Genomic DNA, 14,818 nt, shown 5'->3' on the forward strand with positions numbered 1-14,818 from the left:
AGATCGCCAAACCGCGATGAATTCGCGGCTTGACGATAAATTAATTATATTTATATTTCGCTAAAAATCACTTCTTGGCTTAAACGAGACTTAGGTAATTTAGCGTTAAAGTCATCTTCTGCGTGGTAACCCAATGCTAAAACAACCGTGGCGCTGTAGCCTTGCTCTGTTAGTCCTAAAACTTGGTTAAGTTTGGCAGCATCAAAACCTTCAATAGGGCAACTATCTATATCCAGTAAGCTTGCGCCGAGCAGTAAGTTACCTAACGCGAGATAAACCTGCTTTTCCATCCATGCTGGTGCGTCATGTAGTTCATTAACATGTAAGCCAGTAAAGAATGCACGAGCGCCTGCCACCATCTGTTTGCCTTGTTCATCATCAAAACGGCCATCTTGCTGCTCTTGCTCAAGTAGCTGATTAAGATACTCATCTGTGATATCAGTTTTGCGACATAACACTAGCACGTGTGAGGCATTTAAGATTTTTGGGGTATTAAAGGCAAACTCTTCAGTTGCTTGGGCGATGAGCTGCTTACCTTCATCTGTCGCTGCTAGCACAAAGTGCCAAGGTTGTGAGTTAACTGAAGAGGCGCTGTACTGCGCTAGGCTTTTTAACTGCTGGATCTGTTCATCACTGATTTTCTTTGAAGGATCAAAAACTTTAGTGGTGTAACGCTTTTTAGCATAGTGAACAACATCGATCATAAATATACCTATAAATGGAAGTAAATCTAATCAGATTTATCAAGAGTACTTGATACTAACGCGACTTAATTTGTATTACCAATGCTGAAAATCGATAGCCGGATTCTGTTGTTTGCTTGCATGTACATTATTAAGCAAACGCTTTAGCATAGCGGGGTTGAATTGAAAGGATAGAATTGTGCGTATTTCCGCTAAAAAACGTTATTCATTATGGGTTAGACCATTACTCTGGTTGCAGGCGAGACACTTTGGCAAAGTGCTTAATCCGGCGAAATTATGGGGTCGTAAACCTGCACTTTTTTGGTTGATTGCCATGTTATTTGGTTTTTTAGACCGTAAAAAATCACCGCTTGCTGCAGTTATGCGTTCATTAGTTTGTGTGCGTGTGTCACAGCTGAATGATTGTGAGTTTTGTGTTGATGCCAATGGCATGAAATTGGCTGAGCGTTGTGATTCTGTCGATAAAATAAAGGCATTGGCGTATTGGCAGCAATCTGACCTATTTAGTGAGCAAGAACGGGTGGTATTGTGTTACACCGAAGCCATGACAATTACTGGGCAGAAGGTGACTGATGAGTTATTGAGTCAGTTAAAACAGTGGTATAGCGAAGATGATATTGTTGAGCTAACTGCGTTAATTAGCTTTCAGAACTTATCGGCCAAGTTTAATACCGCCTTAGATGTACCTGCACAAGGTTTTTGCGCGTTACCGATTCAGCCACAAGCAGCAAAGAAATCAGTGGCTAAAGAGAGTGACGAATCTTCGCAAGGTTGAACAAGCTTATGTTGTAAATTGAATTGTTGCTGCCAAGCGGGTAAGATCCCGCTCTATTTTTGCTCTCTTGTCTCACAAATTGTGTCGCGCTATTTAGGTTAACCATCTTATATGCACTCCCCAGAACATTGCTTTACTCCTTTTAAACAAGCCATTGCGGATATCTCTTTACCTGAGCGTTTCACCTTTCCGTTTTACTACGATCCACATCCATTGTCATTAATGGCAGCGCAGCAGTTACAGCAACATATTGAAAGCCAAACGCTTTGGCAGCATAACTTCGGCCTAACAGGCATTGAGCAAGGTGCCATTGGCAAGATGTTTGGTGTGTTAGTAGTGCGAAATCAAGCAGGAGAAATCGGTTTTCTATCAGCATTTTCCGGTAAGTTAGCCGACAGCAATTTATTGCCGCACTTTGTACCGCCTGTATTTGATATGTTGACTGAAGATAGCTTCTTTTTAAGTGAGCAGGTACGAATTAATCAGCTGACGGCAGACCTTAATGACTTAATGGCGGATCCTAAACTAGCTGAATATAAAGCTAATTTAGCGGATAAAGTCAGTGAAAGTGAGCAGGCGATTGCTGCGCAGCGACAATTGATGATTGAAAATAGAAAGCTACGTAAAGTGCGCCGAGTGCAAGCAGAATCAAGCCTTAATGCTACAGATTTCATTGAGTTACAAGCGCAACTGAGTAAAGAGAGTGTTGCTGATAAAAACCAGTTAAAAGCGCTTAATGCTTATTGGGAACAGCAGTTACAAAGTGCTAAGCAGCAATTAGCCCAGTTAATGGATGGCGTTACTGCGTTAAAACAGCAACGTAAGCAGGCATCAAGTGCATTGCAACAACGCTTGTTTGAGCAATATAAATTCTTAAACATTAAAAGTGAGCACAAGAGTTTAGGCAGTATTTTTAAAGATACTGTTTATCAAACGCCACCGGCGGGTTCGGGTGAGTGCGCGGCGCCTAAATTGCTACATTACGCCTTTAAATGGGGCATGCAGCCGATTGCTCTAGCTGAGTTTTGGTGGGGCAGTTCGCCTAAATCTGAGATCAGACAACACAAGAACTTCTATGGCGCTTGTCAGGGCAAATGCCGACCTATTCTGGCGCATATGCTTGATGGTATGGCTGTGGATGACGACCCATTATTAATTAATACCGCGCAGTCTAAAAATATTGATGTTATCTACCAAGATCAGCATATGGCGATTATTAATAAACCTGCTGAGCTGTTATCGGTACCGGGCAAAAATATCCAAGACTCTGTGTATGAGCGGATGAAGCAGATGTTTCCTGCTGCTACAGGCCCTTTGATTGTACATCGGCTTGATATGTCGACCTCCGGGTTAATGGTGATTGCATTGACTAAAGAGGCCAATAAACATCTACAAGCGCAGTTTATTGCTCGTACCATTAATAAGCGTTATGTGGCTTTACTCAGTGGTGAGCTGGCACAAGATCAAGGCATCATTAATTTACCTATGCGCGGTGATTTTAATGATCGGCCACGGCAATTGGTTTGTTTTGAGCATGGTAAGCCTGCTGAAACCCGTTGGCAGGTGATTAGTCGAAACAATGGTTGCACTAAAGTCTATATGGAGCCTAAGACTGGTCGAACTCACCAGTTACGGGTACACAGTGCTCATCCGCAAGGGTTGAATATGGCCATGGTAGGTGATGACTTGTATGGAACTCGTGCTAACAGACTACATTTGCACGCACAGTTACTGGAACTTAATCATCCTGAAACAAACGAGCGTATGAAGTTTGAGGTTGAGGCTGAGTTTTAACGCTTAACACTGCCTAAGTTAACGCTATTTAACCCACTGAAAATGTAGCGGCATGTATACTTAATGTTTGTTCATTAGTAAGTGGTTAAGTTGTGCCTAGCATTGATAAGTTGATTATTAAAAATCTCCGTTTGTTTCATGTTATTCGGATGACCTTAGTGTGTGTGATTGCCGTTGTGATTGGTGCCCTGTTTGCCTTGCCTTACAGTGCTTGGGCACCCATTACCATTATTGTGGTGATGGCATCAGATTATGCTGGCGCAGTGGTCGATAAAGCCAATCAGCGTATTGTTGGCACCATTATTGGTGCGGCTTGCGGTTTATCTCTGTATCTATTACCTGCCACTTATGCCGTGACTCACTATGTGCTGTTGATTGCTATTCTTGCCATATTTCTATTTTTTACTTTAGGTAAATATTCATACAGTGCCATTCTGGCATCAATTACATTTGTGCTTGTTGCGGGTAACGGCCCGAGTGAATTGCATGTGGCTGCTTGGCGCACCTTCAATGTGATATGGGGCGCATTGTTGGCAATGGCCGCCAGTAAGTGGTTATTTGCCGCTAAAGCGTCATATCATTTTAAGTTACTGACACAAGATTTTTTGATTAAATTTCAAAATATTTATCAGCAACATAATCAGCAGATGCAAGACGAAAAGGGCTATCAACGGGCTACGTTAGCTGAGCTTGAAACGGTATCTAAAAAATTGTCATCAATTGCACCGAGTGCAATCCAAGAGGTCAGCCAATTAACACCGACGATAACTGAGATAACAGCATTGCAGGTGAGGATGTTTAATCTATTAGAAAACATGGTGAAAACGCCTTGGAGTCATCAATATGGTAGCCAAAAGATTAAGCATTGTGCGGGGTTATTTGAATCGAAACAGCAAACGGTAATGTTGATTAAGCAACTGGCTGATTATATTGATGAGTCTGATAAAACACTCCCTCCATTTGTAATAAGCCAAGATGATTTAACTATTTTACAGTTGTTTCCCAAAATTGAAGATGATCATGAGGTTAAAACTGATATCAGTTATTACGGTTATTTATGGTTAAACCGTGAGTTAGCAAGACAAGTTATCGCCATTAATCATGAAATCAATCAGCTGGTTAAAGTGCGATAACTGAACGCTATAGTGCTGTCCGTTAGGCATATTTTTTTAGCATGAAATAACGGGCAGGGCTCGCTGCTATGGCCTCTACTTGGCCGACAATTTCAAACCCCAGTTTTTGATAAAATAAAGGCGCTTGAAATGACAGGGTATCCAGTTGTGCAGCTTTGCAACCTCGCTTAATGGCTTCAACTTCTGCCTGTTGCATCAGTTGACGCCCTAAGCCTGTACCACGTAAAGATTGCTCAACCCAAACTGCGATAATTAAAAATTGCTGGTATATGGTACGCCCTGACACGCCAGCAACTAATTTGCCCTCATCGTTATAGGCAACTACTGATAATGGCTGACTTTGTTCTGTGCCCATATGTTTGAAATTAAATTGCCGCACGCCATCGACAAGGGCTTCAAAAATATCGTTGTTCTCTTGGTTGATGATTTCAATTTTCATTCGCTATCTTCCTTGTTAGAGCACTTGTTAGCCATTGAGTGATAATTAAACTACATTAACCATGAATTGGTTGCAAATTAGCCATGTCGTTGGCGATTTCTCACTTATGGATAAAAATAGCTTTACAATCTATAAAATAAGCGACACAATATCGTTGCTTTGATAAAAGAAGTTATTAATAGTACATCTAGTTAAATCGCTAACCCTCATACTTTGCTACATATCTGCTCTGTTCCGGCTTATCTCTTTCGCTACATCGTTAATGTCAATAATTCATTTTAGTACCGTTTATTTCGAATATTATTTCGAATATCAGTTCGGTATGGCATAAAGAATTTGTTATCTCTATAACATCATAAATTACTAAGAAAATTGTAAGTTACAGATGACAAAATAGGTTTTAAATGACTATTCATGTATATGGTTTTTATATATGTGAGTAATTCTGGGTAAATATTACCGATAGCTAATTAACTATTTTTATAGGCATATAGATTGGTTATGCTACCCAGTGTAATAAACAGAAAATTAATAGAATGAAAAACGTTATATATACAAGTGAACAACAACATCAAACATTAGATTCAATCCTTACCGAAATGCTATGGGGTGATGACATCATTATTGTTAACCAAGCCTTTGATAAGAAAGAAGTAAGTAACCACCTTGCTTGATATAGTTTTAAATAAATAAAACAAAAATAAAATAAAATAAAATATAAGATAAGAGTTAAATAATGAATAATACATACCAAAATACAACATTGCCTCATCCAGACACGATTGTGGCTACACAAATATTACAAGATTATCAGGCTGAAAAAGAGCTATATTGGTGTCATGTTGACACTGAATACGGCACTGGGATTAAGCTTGTTTATTCAAATGATAAGTCATATGAAGTTATGCCAACGCATATAGATGGCCATATATCGATTAATTATGATAACGGCAAACAAGTGACAGAAATTTATAATGGTTTGAAAAAATCAAGAATGCAATAATTTACATTAGTAAGTCACCATTTAATATTAACCTACTCTAATTAATCTTTTATTAATAAATAAAAATAATAACAATAAGAGATTAAATAAGGCATTACCTTAACGGTAATGCCTTATCCAAAATACGTTAAATACCCACTGAGCCCTGCAACTTCAAATAGCTTGGGTGTAGCACTTAACGTAACACTTTACTTAAAAATGCTTGAGTACGAGGTTGACTGGTGTGGTCGAATACTTGCTCAGGCGTCCCTTGTTCGACAATATGACCGCCATCCATAAAGATCACTCTATCTGATACTTCCTTAGCAAATCCCATTTCATGAGTGACTACCACCATGGTCATGCCACTGTGTGCCAGTGATTTGATAACATCTAATACATCACCGACCATTTCCGGATCAAGTGCTGAAGTGGCTTCATCAAATAACATAATTTTAGGTTGCATGGCTAACGCTCTTGCAATAGCAACCCGTTGTTTTTGACCACCCGATAAGCTTGATGGATAAACATTGGCTTTGTCAGCAAGTCCCACTTTTTGTAGGAGTGGTATTGCAATCTCTTGTGCTTGCTGCGGTGTCATTTTTTTCAGTAACTCTAATGATAGGGTCACATTTTGCAGCACAGTTTTGTGTGGAAACAGGTTAAAGTGTTGAAACACCATGCCTACGTCTTGGCGTAATTTATTTATATCGGCATGGCTATCGGTAATGACCTCACCATCAATGCTGATACTACCTGCAGTCGGTGTTTCAAGCAGGTTTAAACAGCGTAGAAAGGTACTTTTACCACTGCCACTTGGGCCAATAATACTGACAACTTCACCGCTATTAATGCTGATGGAGATCCCTTTAAGTACTTGATTATCACCATACTGTTTATGGAGGTTATCTATTTTAATCACTTTGTTTTAACCTCTTTTCAAATCTGCCAAGGATAAGCGTAAAGCTATAAGTTAAGATTAAGTAGATAAGGGCACAGGTAAACAGTGGCACCATATCTTCAAATGTTCGGCTACGGATAATTTCACCTGCACGCATCAAATCAACGCCACCAATAAAGCCGATAACCGCGGTTTCTTTAAGTAACATAATAAATTCGTTACCCAGTGCAGGCAGAATATTTTTAATCGCCTGCGGCAGAATAATGTGTCTCATACTCTGGTTATGCGATAGGCCTAATGAGCGTGCAGCTTCCATTTGACCTTTATCGACCGCTTGAATACCTGAACGAATAATTTCAGAAATATAAGCGCCACTATTAATACCAAAAGCGATAATGGCAGCGGTAACTTTATCAATGTCAAATGATGCCAAAATAACAAAATACAGAATGACTAATTGGATGACGACTGGTGTTCCGCGAATAATACCGACATAAATATCAGCGGGTAACTTGAGATACCATTTACCCGATGTTTTACAATATGTGATTATTATGCCGAGTAAGGCACCTAAAATCATTGCGAAAAAAGTGACAATTAAGGTGACTTTTAGACCATTCAAGATCAGTAAGATACCGATCATGCCGTCTGCGCCTATTGGTTCAAATAATGATGTATAAATGGCATCCATAATCTTTACTTCATGTATTTTGATAATAGTGACTGATATTCGCCATTGGCTTTCATTTTATTCAAGCTTTGGTTAATGGTGGCAACGAGTTCTGGGTTATCTTTACTCACTGCAAAACCATAATATTCCGTGGTAAAGGTCATAGGTACTTGCTTAAGTGTAGGGTTTTTAGCTAAAAAGCTTTGGGCTGGTTCTTTATCAAAAATAACCGCATCAATTTTGCCATTGTTAAGTTCCATCACCGCCTCGAAACCGCTATTAAAGGCCGTCACCGCGGGGGTGAGTGACTTTGCCATAATGTCTCCGGTAGAGCCCAATTGCACCCCAATTTTCTTATCTTTTAAATCGGCTTCAGTGTTAATGGTCGCGTTATTAACTTGCACTAATACGGCTTGAGTTGCTTCGTAATAAGGTTCTGAGAAATCAACATTTGCCTGTCTTTCAGGAGTGATAGTCATACCTGAGGCAATAAAGTCAATCTTGCCTTTGTTAAGCGCGACGATAAGTGAATCGAAATTCATATTTTCGACTTTTAATGTTTTGCCTGCATCTTTAGCAATCTGCTTAGCAAGGTCGATATCAAAGCCGATCACGGTTGAGCCATCGGTACCGCCCATATATTCAAATGGAGGGAAGGTCGCATTAGTACCAACGACTAAAACATCATTGCTTTGTTGGCAGGCGCTTAAACTAAGAGCAAGTAGAGCAGCTAGAGGTAACTTATTCATATCATTCTCGATTTATGATTATTCTTGATTGAATGCACTATAATGCTGAAACTTACTCATGTAAATAATTATTCAAAAAAAGTGAATTATTATTTCAAAATAACATTATCTATCGATTTGTTTAGTAGCAGTTTATATAGGTTATTTCGTGAGTTACAGGTATGACTGTATGATGCTTAAGGTTGTTTTTTTAGATAAATATGCTGAATGTGACAAATTGTGAAATGGCTAAAATGGACAAATAACAGCCTAAATTAGTCATGATAACAAAATGGAATAATTAAAATTCTCATTATTCATTATTTTTATTTATAGGGTGGGCTTACACTGTATCTCTCATTAATTTTACGCAACTAGGTTGCTGCTTTATGTCTCCTCTACCTGCTGTTAAATCACGCTCATTTAAGCTGTTACAACTATTATTACAAGTCGCTTTTCTCTGTTTATTGGCTTGGTTTACTCATACCATTGCGGTGTATTTAGGGTCTCCTATTCCAGGTGCAGTATTGGGGATGACGTTATTACTGATTTTACTCTCTTTTAAAGTGGTTCCTGAAAAAGCGGTCAATCTAGGTGCTTCATGGTTAATTGCAGATCTGTTGCTGTTTTTTATTCCATCAGTGGTCGCAGTACTAAAATATGAGCCACTATTTGAAAAATATGGCTTAAACATTATTGCAGTGGTGATTTTAGGATCTTCTATGGTGTTGCTGGGTACGGGGTTTGTGGTTGATAGAATTTTTAGATTTGAACGCCGCTTAAACCATAGACGTCGTCAGCTTATTTTAGCCACTCGTTAGGAATTCATCATGTCTGCCACTGCATTATCTATTGTTTGTTTAGCGTTAACTCTGTTTTGCTATTATGCCTGTAAGTATCTTTATCTGCGCCACCGAGTGTGGTGGCTAGCGCCTATTTTTTTAGTGCCGCTGGTTGTTATCGGTATTGTGGCGCTATTTAAAATTGATTTACCTATCTATTTTCAATATACCCATTTGTTAGTGATGTTATTAGCGCCTGCAACGGTTGCATTCGCACTGCCAATTTATCGTGAACGTGCTCTTATTCAGAAATACCCCATTACCATTTTTTCTGGGGTTGTTGCAGGCTTATTTTTGGGTATGTTTTCCTCTTGGTTATTAATCAAATTTATTCCACTGCCAACAGAGCTTGCACATAGCTTTATTGTTCGTTCTATCTCTACTCCATTTGCCGTTGAAGCAACCACTTCATTTGGTGGTATTCCTGAGCTAACCGCTGTGATGGTGGTGATGACAGGCGTGGTTGGTATTTTGATTTGTGAGCCTATTTTTAAATTGGCACGTATTAGAACAAGCTTGGGACGTGGTGTTGCTTTAGGGGCATCTGCTCATGGTGCTGGAGCCTCAAAAGCCACTGAATATGGTCGTGAAGAAGGGGTTGTTGCTAGCCTAACTATGATCTTTGCTGGTGTATCTATGGTATTGGGCGCACCTTTCTTTGCTATTTTTGTCGGATAAAAATTAAACAAACGTTTAACATTTGTGTCATATTGATGTTTCACTATTGTGGGAACATTCGATAGAGGACAAAGATATGTCACAAATATCACGCCGAGATTTTTTAAAAATATCGGCTCAAGGTGCGGGCGCTGCCGTATTATCATATGGTTTGATGGGGTGCTCTAATAGTAATGAAGAGCATGGAACGGGTCAGTTTATGCATGGGATTGCCAGTGGTGATCCCACTCATGATGGCATTATTCTGTGGACCAGAGTGACCACTGAGCAAACTGACGCTAAAGTTGCTTGGCAAATCGCAACTGATAGCGGTTTTAATGACATTGTAAATAGTGGTGATACTGTCACTGATGCCAGCCGCGACTTTACCGTAAAAATTGATGCTCAAGGCCTAAGCTCTGGCATGAATTATTATTACCGCTTTAGTAGTGGTGATGCGCAATCTGAATCTGGGATGTTTAAAACTTTGCCGCAAGGTAGTGTGGCGCAAGTAAAGTTAGCCGTGGTGTCATGTGCTAATTACCCTGCCGGATATTTTAATGTTTACCAATTAGCGGCAAAGCAAGTTGATGCTGATGCGCTGATCCATTTAGGCGATTATATTTATGAATATGACCGCCAAGGCTTTGCCAGTGATCAAGCTGAGCAACTTGACCGTCAAGTACTTCCCGCCCATGAACTCCTTTCTTTAGCTGATTACCGCCAGCGTTACAGTCAATATCGCAGTGATACTGACTTACAGTTATTACACAGTAAATTGGCTTTTATCTCTGTATGGGATGATCATGAAGTGGCGAATGATGCTTGGTTAAATGGTGCTGAGAATCATCAAGCTGATGAAGGTGATTTTGATCTGCGTAAAGAGGCAGCACTGCAAGCTTACTTTGAGTGGATGCCGATTAGACCTTGGCGTAATGATGAGCATGACGATATTTATCGTAGTTTCAATTTTGGTGATCTCGTCGATCTACATATGTTAGATACTCGTCTTAAAGGGCGTGACCAACAAGTCGATTTTAATCAATTTATCGATCCCGCGACAGGTGCTTTTGATGGTGATAATTTTACCCAAGCGATCACGGACAGCAATCGCACTATGTTAGGTCAAACTCAAATGCTGTGGTTACAAGGAACCTTGTTGCAAGCTAACGCAACTTGGCAAGTATTAGGGCAACAGGTGTTAATGGGCAAAATGCTCTTACCCGCAGCCATTGCCACCCAGCAACTCTCTATTAGTCAATACGCAATGTTAGGTGAGTTAGCTCAGTTAGCTGCCCGCGTAGCGGCGGGCGATCCTAGTTTAACCGCAGCAGAGTTGGCATATTTACAAGCGAATCAACATTTACTTACTGCTGAAGTGTTGGCACTACTACAACTGCCTAATATTCCTTATAACTTAGATGCATGGGACGGTTATAGTTATGAGCGAGAAGTGATTTTTGGTACGGCTCGTTCACGTCAACAAAACTTAGTGGTGTTAGCAGGAGATACTCATAATGCTTGGGGCAGTAATTTAGTTGATGTTGATGGCAATGCGGTTGGAGTTGAGTTTGCGACCAGCTCAGTCACATCACCTGGGCTTGAGTATTATCTGCAAATTCCTGAAGCTGAAGTGCCAGCAACAGAGGCAGGAGTGGTGAGTTTGGTGAAAGATTTACAGTATGCCAATCTGTTTGACCGAGGCTATATGACGGTTACCTTTACCCCTGAAAAGGCGCAATCAGATTGGTATTTTGTGGATACGATTTTAAACCATGAATACCAAATGTTAACCGATCGCCAGCACAGTATGAGCTGTCAACGAGATAGTTTTAAATTGAGCTAGAGATAGTTTAATCGTGGTGATATTACCTAAAAAAGCAGAACTTATTTCTGCTTTTTAGATCAATCACTAAAATAAAACCGAAATCCACAAGCAAAGTTGTTCATTTTAAGCTAAAATTCGCGCCCAAAATCAGCTGAATACCTAAACAATAAAAATATTCAGTGTTGATCGAGGCCATGGACTTTACCACAGCGTACACAAGTTCATTCGAATAAGATGGAGTATCCACTATGTCAGAAAAACACTTTATAACTGCGCAAGCGTTATTAGAAGACTCATTTCGTTTAGCAGCACAAGTTTATGATAGTGGGTTTAGACCGCAATTCATCGTTGGTATTTGGCGTGGTGGTGCCCCAATCGGTATCGCAGTTCAAGAATTCTTCGATTTCAAAAAAGTTGAAACTGACCATATTTGTGTACGTACTTCTTCTTACTATGGTATCAACCAGCAAAGCAAAGAAATTAAGGTACATGGCTTACAATATATTATTGAAAATGCCAATGCAGCAGACAGCATTCTGATTGTTGATGATGTATTTGATACTGGTCGTAGTGTGCATGCTCTAATGGAAAATCTACGTGAGCAGATGCGTTTAAATATGCCACATGATATCCGTATTGCTTGCCCATATTACAAGCCGAAGAATACTGCAGTACCGTTAAAGCCTGAGTATTTTATCCATTCTTCAGATGAGTGGTTAGTGTTCCCACATGAAGTGTCAGGCTTAACGCCGCAAGAGCTTGCAGAAGGTAAAGGCGATCTGAAAAATATCAGTGAACTATTTATCTAATCGATATTAATTTATAAAAAAACGGCCAATCAATTGATTGGCCGTTTTTTTATGGCGTTATTTATTAAGCTGAGTCTGCCAAAACTGAGTTAGCTCACTATTAGCGGGTAACTGCATTATTCGTCGCTGTGCTAATTGACGTAAGCCTTGCTGAACTCGTTGTTGATAACCTTGCGGTAAGCTGCGCCACAGTGTCGGCGTTGCTTGTAGCTGCTCAAGTTGAGCGGCGATAAGCTGTAATATGGCAAGCTTATCTTCATCTGCATAATTGACAAAAACCGTTTGTAAATAACTGCGGGTATCCATCTTTTCTGCCATTAGGTTTTTACCTAGTTGCTGCCAAATTTGCTGTCTAATTTGACTGTCTTTAATCTTGTTCAAGCTGCTTTTAATGGTTTGTAAACTGGCTTGACTAAATAAACTGTAAAAGTGCTCATTATTTGCGGTGGTCGCTAAGATTAAGTTTGGGCATCGGTAGCCAATTAATTGCTTAACCTGTGTGACAGCGCCTGTTAATGGCAATGTTTGTGTTTGTTGTTTATGTAGCTCGTGCAGACCCTGAGTGTAGCTGGTGAGGGTAACGATACGATTAGCTATTGCTTGCTGATTTAAGCTGATCACATCCAGTGTCAGTACGCTGACTTTGCCTTGTTCGCATTGCAGTTGATAGCTCAATTGAGTTGGATTTTGTTCTAGTTTAAAACTTTGATACCAAGAGTTTAAATCCTGTTGGCTAGCCTGTGAAAATGCTTTGATAAGTTGCTTGATCCCTGCCTGTTTAAAGCTGTTGTGTTGTAAATACAGGGCTAATCCGGCGCTGAAGTCACTATCTGATAATTTATGCGTTAATGCACTCAATAAGCGTTCTGTTTGTTGGCTAATAAGGTCATTATTGTTAGCTTCTCCACTGACAATGGTTGCAATATAAGTGGCGATGCCATGGTTAAGCCTTTTGTTTGTGGTTTATCTGCGACTTTGATACCAAACCATTGTTGACTTAATTGTTGCGCCAGTATCGATGTTAGCTGCGGACTGGTCAGTTGTTCAGGTCTAAGCATCAATGTTGCCGGGGTCATTGGCGTAATATTGATTGGGGCTGGAGCCACCACAATATTGAGTTGCTGTGCAGGGTAAGGACTGGCAGTAATCAGCGCTATTTTATTGATTAATGAGGTAACGCTTGCTAGCAGCTGGGGTTTATTAATTGAGTCTTGGCTGAGATTATAGAGTGTGAGTTCAGGTGTTTGCTGTGATGGCTGCGGTGGTTTTATATTCGCTGCAACGAGGACTAATTGACTGCTGTAAATTTCAGGCGTGGCTGCAAATTGCCATAATCGCGTGGCGCTTGAACTTTGAGTGATGTTCGCTTGAGTATTGCTAATAACTTGCCAATCATTAGCAACGTTTACTGCCAAGCTAAAGTGGGCTTTGGTGTGCTCAGGATTAAATAATGCAATGGCATGACTTGCACTATTGGCATTAAGTTGATCAACACTTAATGAATCGGTCAGTGGATAGTTAATTACCCCCTGTTGGCTGCCATAATTGAGTTGGTAACTTAAGCTAATTTGATTATCACCGCGTTGTAGTAATCGTTTTGAAAGCTGGATCTGCTGGCCATTATAATTAGGTATAAGGATTGACCATTAATGCGCAGTTTTAGCATTTGGGCATTATTGAGTTGTAGCATTAAGTCTTGTTTATTGCTGGCTAAATGAAAGTTCACTTGGCCCGATACAGTAAAATGATCAGTTAATAAATTTAGCTGATATTGATAGCTTAATTGCTGCGGTTCCGCAGTGTTAGCTTGCGCAGTTACACTGCTAACTAATAGCAAAAATACGCCAATAATCCTAAGTTTAGTAAAAATAGTAACCACTACTGACCCTTTCTATACTCGTAAAAAAAGCCAGTAGTAACTGGCTTTTTGATCTTGCTTGGATTATAACCCGAAAAACGATTTTTCTTTAGTTTTGCGGATCTCTTTTTCATCAGACCATTCAATTAAGCCTGTATTTAAATCCATTAAGCGCATGGTCATTTTGTAGTAAACATCTTTGACATCGCCATTTGATTTTACAATGCTTGATAAATTGCCATATAGCATATATTCAGCACCAATTTGGCGGCCAAAATGGATGGCTGTTGATGGGTCAACCATGCCAGAGTTGTTTTGGTAATCAAGTTGTTTGCGTACCGCATCCACTTTGGTCATATCAATAAAGCGGAATTTGCCAGAACGCAGTAATTTATTACTGATTGAGTCGGTAATTGATTCAGTATCAATGTGCTCAGAGGTTTTATTTTTGATTTTATCAACAAAAATAATCGGGCGATCATGGGCGGTGAGTGCAACTACTGGTGGGAAAGTCAGCATGCTATCAACCATTTTAGCTGCAATTTCTTGCAAGTCAGTTGAACCAAAGTTCTCATTTACGGTTTCAACTGCAGTCGCGTTACCATACTCAACCTTCGTTTGACAGCCAGCAAGGCCAACAGCGAGCGCGAGCATTACAATATATTTTACTTGTTTCATAGTCAGTTCCATATCGGTCG

Annotated in this window: 18 protein-coding genes; 9 read left to right on the top strand and 9 right to left on the bottom strand. The window is 39.9% G+C overall.

Annotated features, from left to right (window positions below):
• Positions 1–50: 50 nt before the first annotated feature.
• Positions 51–704 (bottom strand): oxygen-insensitive NAD(P)H nitroreductase, encoded by a 654-nt coding sequence (gene nfsB / locus JCM15074_RS10220; protein WP_037469541.1) that lies wholly within the window; start codon positions 702–704, stop codon positions 51–53.
• A 178-nt stretch (positions 705–882) separates the two neighbouring features.
• Here nfsB and JCM15074_RS10225 point away from each other — a divergent pair, with 178 nt between their 5' ends.
• The 3 genes from JCM15074_RS10225 to JCM15074_RS10235 all read left to right on the top strand — a co-directional run bounded on the left by JCM15074_RS10225 (position 883) and on the right by JCM15074_RS10235 (position 4,406).
• Positions 883–1,479 (top strand): carboxymuconolactone decarboxylase family protein, encoded by a 597-nt coding sequence (locus JCM15074_RS10225; protein WP_025821116.1) that lies wholly within the window; start codon positions 883–885, stop codon positions 1,477–1,479.
• 111 nt (positions 1,480–1,590) lie between these two features.
• Positions 1,591–3,273, top strand: coding sequence for an RluA family pseudouridine synthase (locus tag JCM15074_RS10230; RefSeq protein WP_025821117.1), 1,683 nt, complete (start codon positions 1,591–1,593; stop codon positions 3,271–3,273).
• Positions 3,274–3,365: 92 nt separating this feature from the next.
• On the top strand, positions 3,366–4,406 hold the full coding sequence (locus JCM15074_RS10235) for an FUSC family protein (protein ID WP_025821118.1): 1,041 nt from the start codon (positions 3,366–3,368) through the stop codon (positions 4,404–4,406).
• 22 nt (positions 4,407–4,428) lie between these two features.
• On the opposite strand, the gene JCM15074_RS10240 is transcribed toward JCM15074_RS10235, so the two are convergent.
• A complete protein-coding gene (locus tag JCM15074_RS10240) occupies positions 4,429–4,845 on the bottom strand; it encodes a GNAT family N-acetyltransferase (protein WP_025821119.1) in 417 nt (138 codons plus the stop codon).
• Between the two features lie 536 nt (positions 4,846–5,381).
• Here JCM15074_RS10240 and JCM15074_RS24345 point away from each other — a divergent pair.
• Both JCM15074_RS24345 and JCM15074_RS10250 read left to right on the top strand, forming a co-directional pair.
• Positions 5,382–5,519 carry a hypothetical protein gene (locus tag JCM15074_RS24345; protein WP_159105281.1) on the top strand — a complete coding sequence of 46 codons (138 nt, stop codon included), beginning with the start codon at positions 5,382–5,384 and terminating at the stop codon, positions 5,517–5,519.
• A gap of 62 nt (positions 5,520–5,581) precedes the next feature.
• Positions 5,582–5,848 (top strand): hypothetical protein, encoded by a 267-nt coding sequence (locus JCM15074_RS10250; protein ID WP_025821120.1) that lies wholly within the window; start codon positions 5,582–5,584, stop codon positions 5,846–5,848.
• A 175-nt stretch (positions 5,849–6,023) separates the two neighbouring features.
• Here the strand turns inward: JCM15074_RS10250 and JCM15074_RS10255 are convergent, their stop codons facing one another.
• The 3 genes from JCM15074_RS10255 to JCM15074_RS10265 are packed head-to-tail and all read right to left on the bottom strand — an operon-like array spanning position 6,024 to position 8,147.
• A complete protein-coding gene (locus JCM15074_RS10255) occupies positions 6,024–6,749 on the bottom strand; it encodes an amino acid ABC transporter ATP-binding protein (RefSeq protein ID WP_025821121.1) in 726 nt (241 codons plus the stop codon).
• Positions 6,742–7,422 (bottom strand): amino acid ABC transporter permease, encoded by a 681-nt coding sequence (locus JCM15074_RS10260; protein ID WP_025821122.1) that lies wholly within the window; start codon positions 7,420–7,422, stop codon positions 6,742–6,744. The genes JCM15074_RS10255 and JCM15074_RS10260 overlap by 8 nt, the downstream gene beginning before the upstream one ends.
• A gap of 2 nt (positions 7,423–7,424) precedes the next feature.
• Complete coding sequence (locus JCM15074_RS10265; RefSeq protein WP_025821123.1) at positions 7,425–8,147, bottom strand: basic amino acid ABC transporter substrate-binding protein; 723 nt, start codon at positions 8,145–8,147, stop codon at positions 7,425–7,427.
• Between the two features lie 368 nt (positions 8,148–8,515).
• Here JCM15074_RS10265 and JCM15074_RS10270 point away from each other — a divergent pair, with 368 nt between their 5' ends.
• From JCM15074_RS10270 to JCM15074_RS10285, 4 genes are all read left to right on the top strand, one after another.
• The gene (locus JCM15074_RS10270; RefSeq protein ID WP_025821124.1) at positions 8,516–8,947 is read left to right on the top strand and encodes a CidA/LrgA family protein; all 432 of its coding nucleotides are present in this window, start codon (positions 8,516–8,518) and stop codon (positions 8,945–8,947) included.
• 9 nt (positions 8,948–8,956) lie between these two features.
• On the top strand, positions 8,957–9,646 hold the full coding sequence (locus tag JCM15074_RS10275) for an LrgB family protein (protein ID WP_025821125.1): 690 nt from the start codon (positions 8,957–8,959) through the stop codon (positions 9,644–9,646).
• Between the two features lie 76 nt (positions 9,647–9,722).
• Entirely contained in the window at positions 9,723–11,471 is a 1,749-nt protein-coding gene (locus JCM15074_RS10280; RefSeq protein ID WP_025821126.1) for an alkaline phosphatase D family protein, read from the top strand.
• Positions 11,472–11,701: 230 nt separating this feature from the next.
• Positions 11,702–12,262 (top strand): phosphoribosyltransferase, encoded by a 561-nt coding sequence (locus JCM15074_RS10285; protein WP_025821127.1) that lies wholly within the window; start codon positions 11,702–11,704, stop codon positions 12,260–12,262.
• A gap of 57 nt (positions 12,263–12,319) precedes the next feature.
• Here the strand turns inward: JCM15074_RS10285 and JCM15074_RS10290 are convergent, their stop codons facing one another.
• From JCM15074_RS10290 to lpoB, 4 genes are all read right to left on the bottom strand, one after another.
• The gene (locus JCM15074_RS10290) at positions 12,320–13,120 is read right to left on the bottom strand and encodes a M1 aminopeptidase family protein (protein WP_025821128.1); all 801 of its coding nucleotides are present in this window, start codon (positions 13,118–13,120) and stop codon (positions 12,320–12,322) included.
• Positions 13,117–13,677 (bottom strand): hypothetical protein, encoded by a 561-nt coding sequence (locus tag JCM15074_RS10295; RefSeq protein ID WP_025821129.1) that lies wholly within the window; start codon positions 13,675–13,677, stop codon positions 13,117–13,119. Before JCM15074_RS10295 ends, JCM15074_RS10290 begins: the two co-directional genes overlap by 4 nt.
• Positions 13,678–13,820: 143 nt before the next feature.
• Positions 13,821–14,141 carry a hypothetical protein gene (locus JCM15074_RS10300; RefSeq protein ID WP_037469544.1) on the bottom strand — a complete coding sequence of 107 codons (321 nt, stop codon included), beginning with the start codon at positions 14,139–14,141 and terminating at the stop codon, positions 13,821–13,823.
• Positions 14,142–14,204: 63 nt separating this feature from the next.
• Positions 14,205–14,798, bottom strand: coding sequence for a penicillin-binding protein activator LpoB (gene lpoB / locus JCM15074_RS10305; protein WP_148300775.1), 594 nt, complete (start codon positions 14,796–14,798; stop codon positions 14,205–14,207).
• Positions 14,799–14,818: the final 20 nt, after the last annotated feature.

Origin of the sequence: Shewanella marina JCM 15074 (genome assembly GCF_000614975.1) — a bacterium.
GTDB lineage: Bacteria > Pseudomonadota > Gammaproteobacteria > Enterobacterales > Shewanellaceae > Shewanella > Shewanella marina.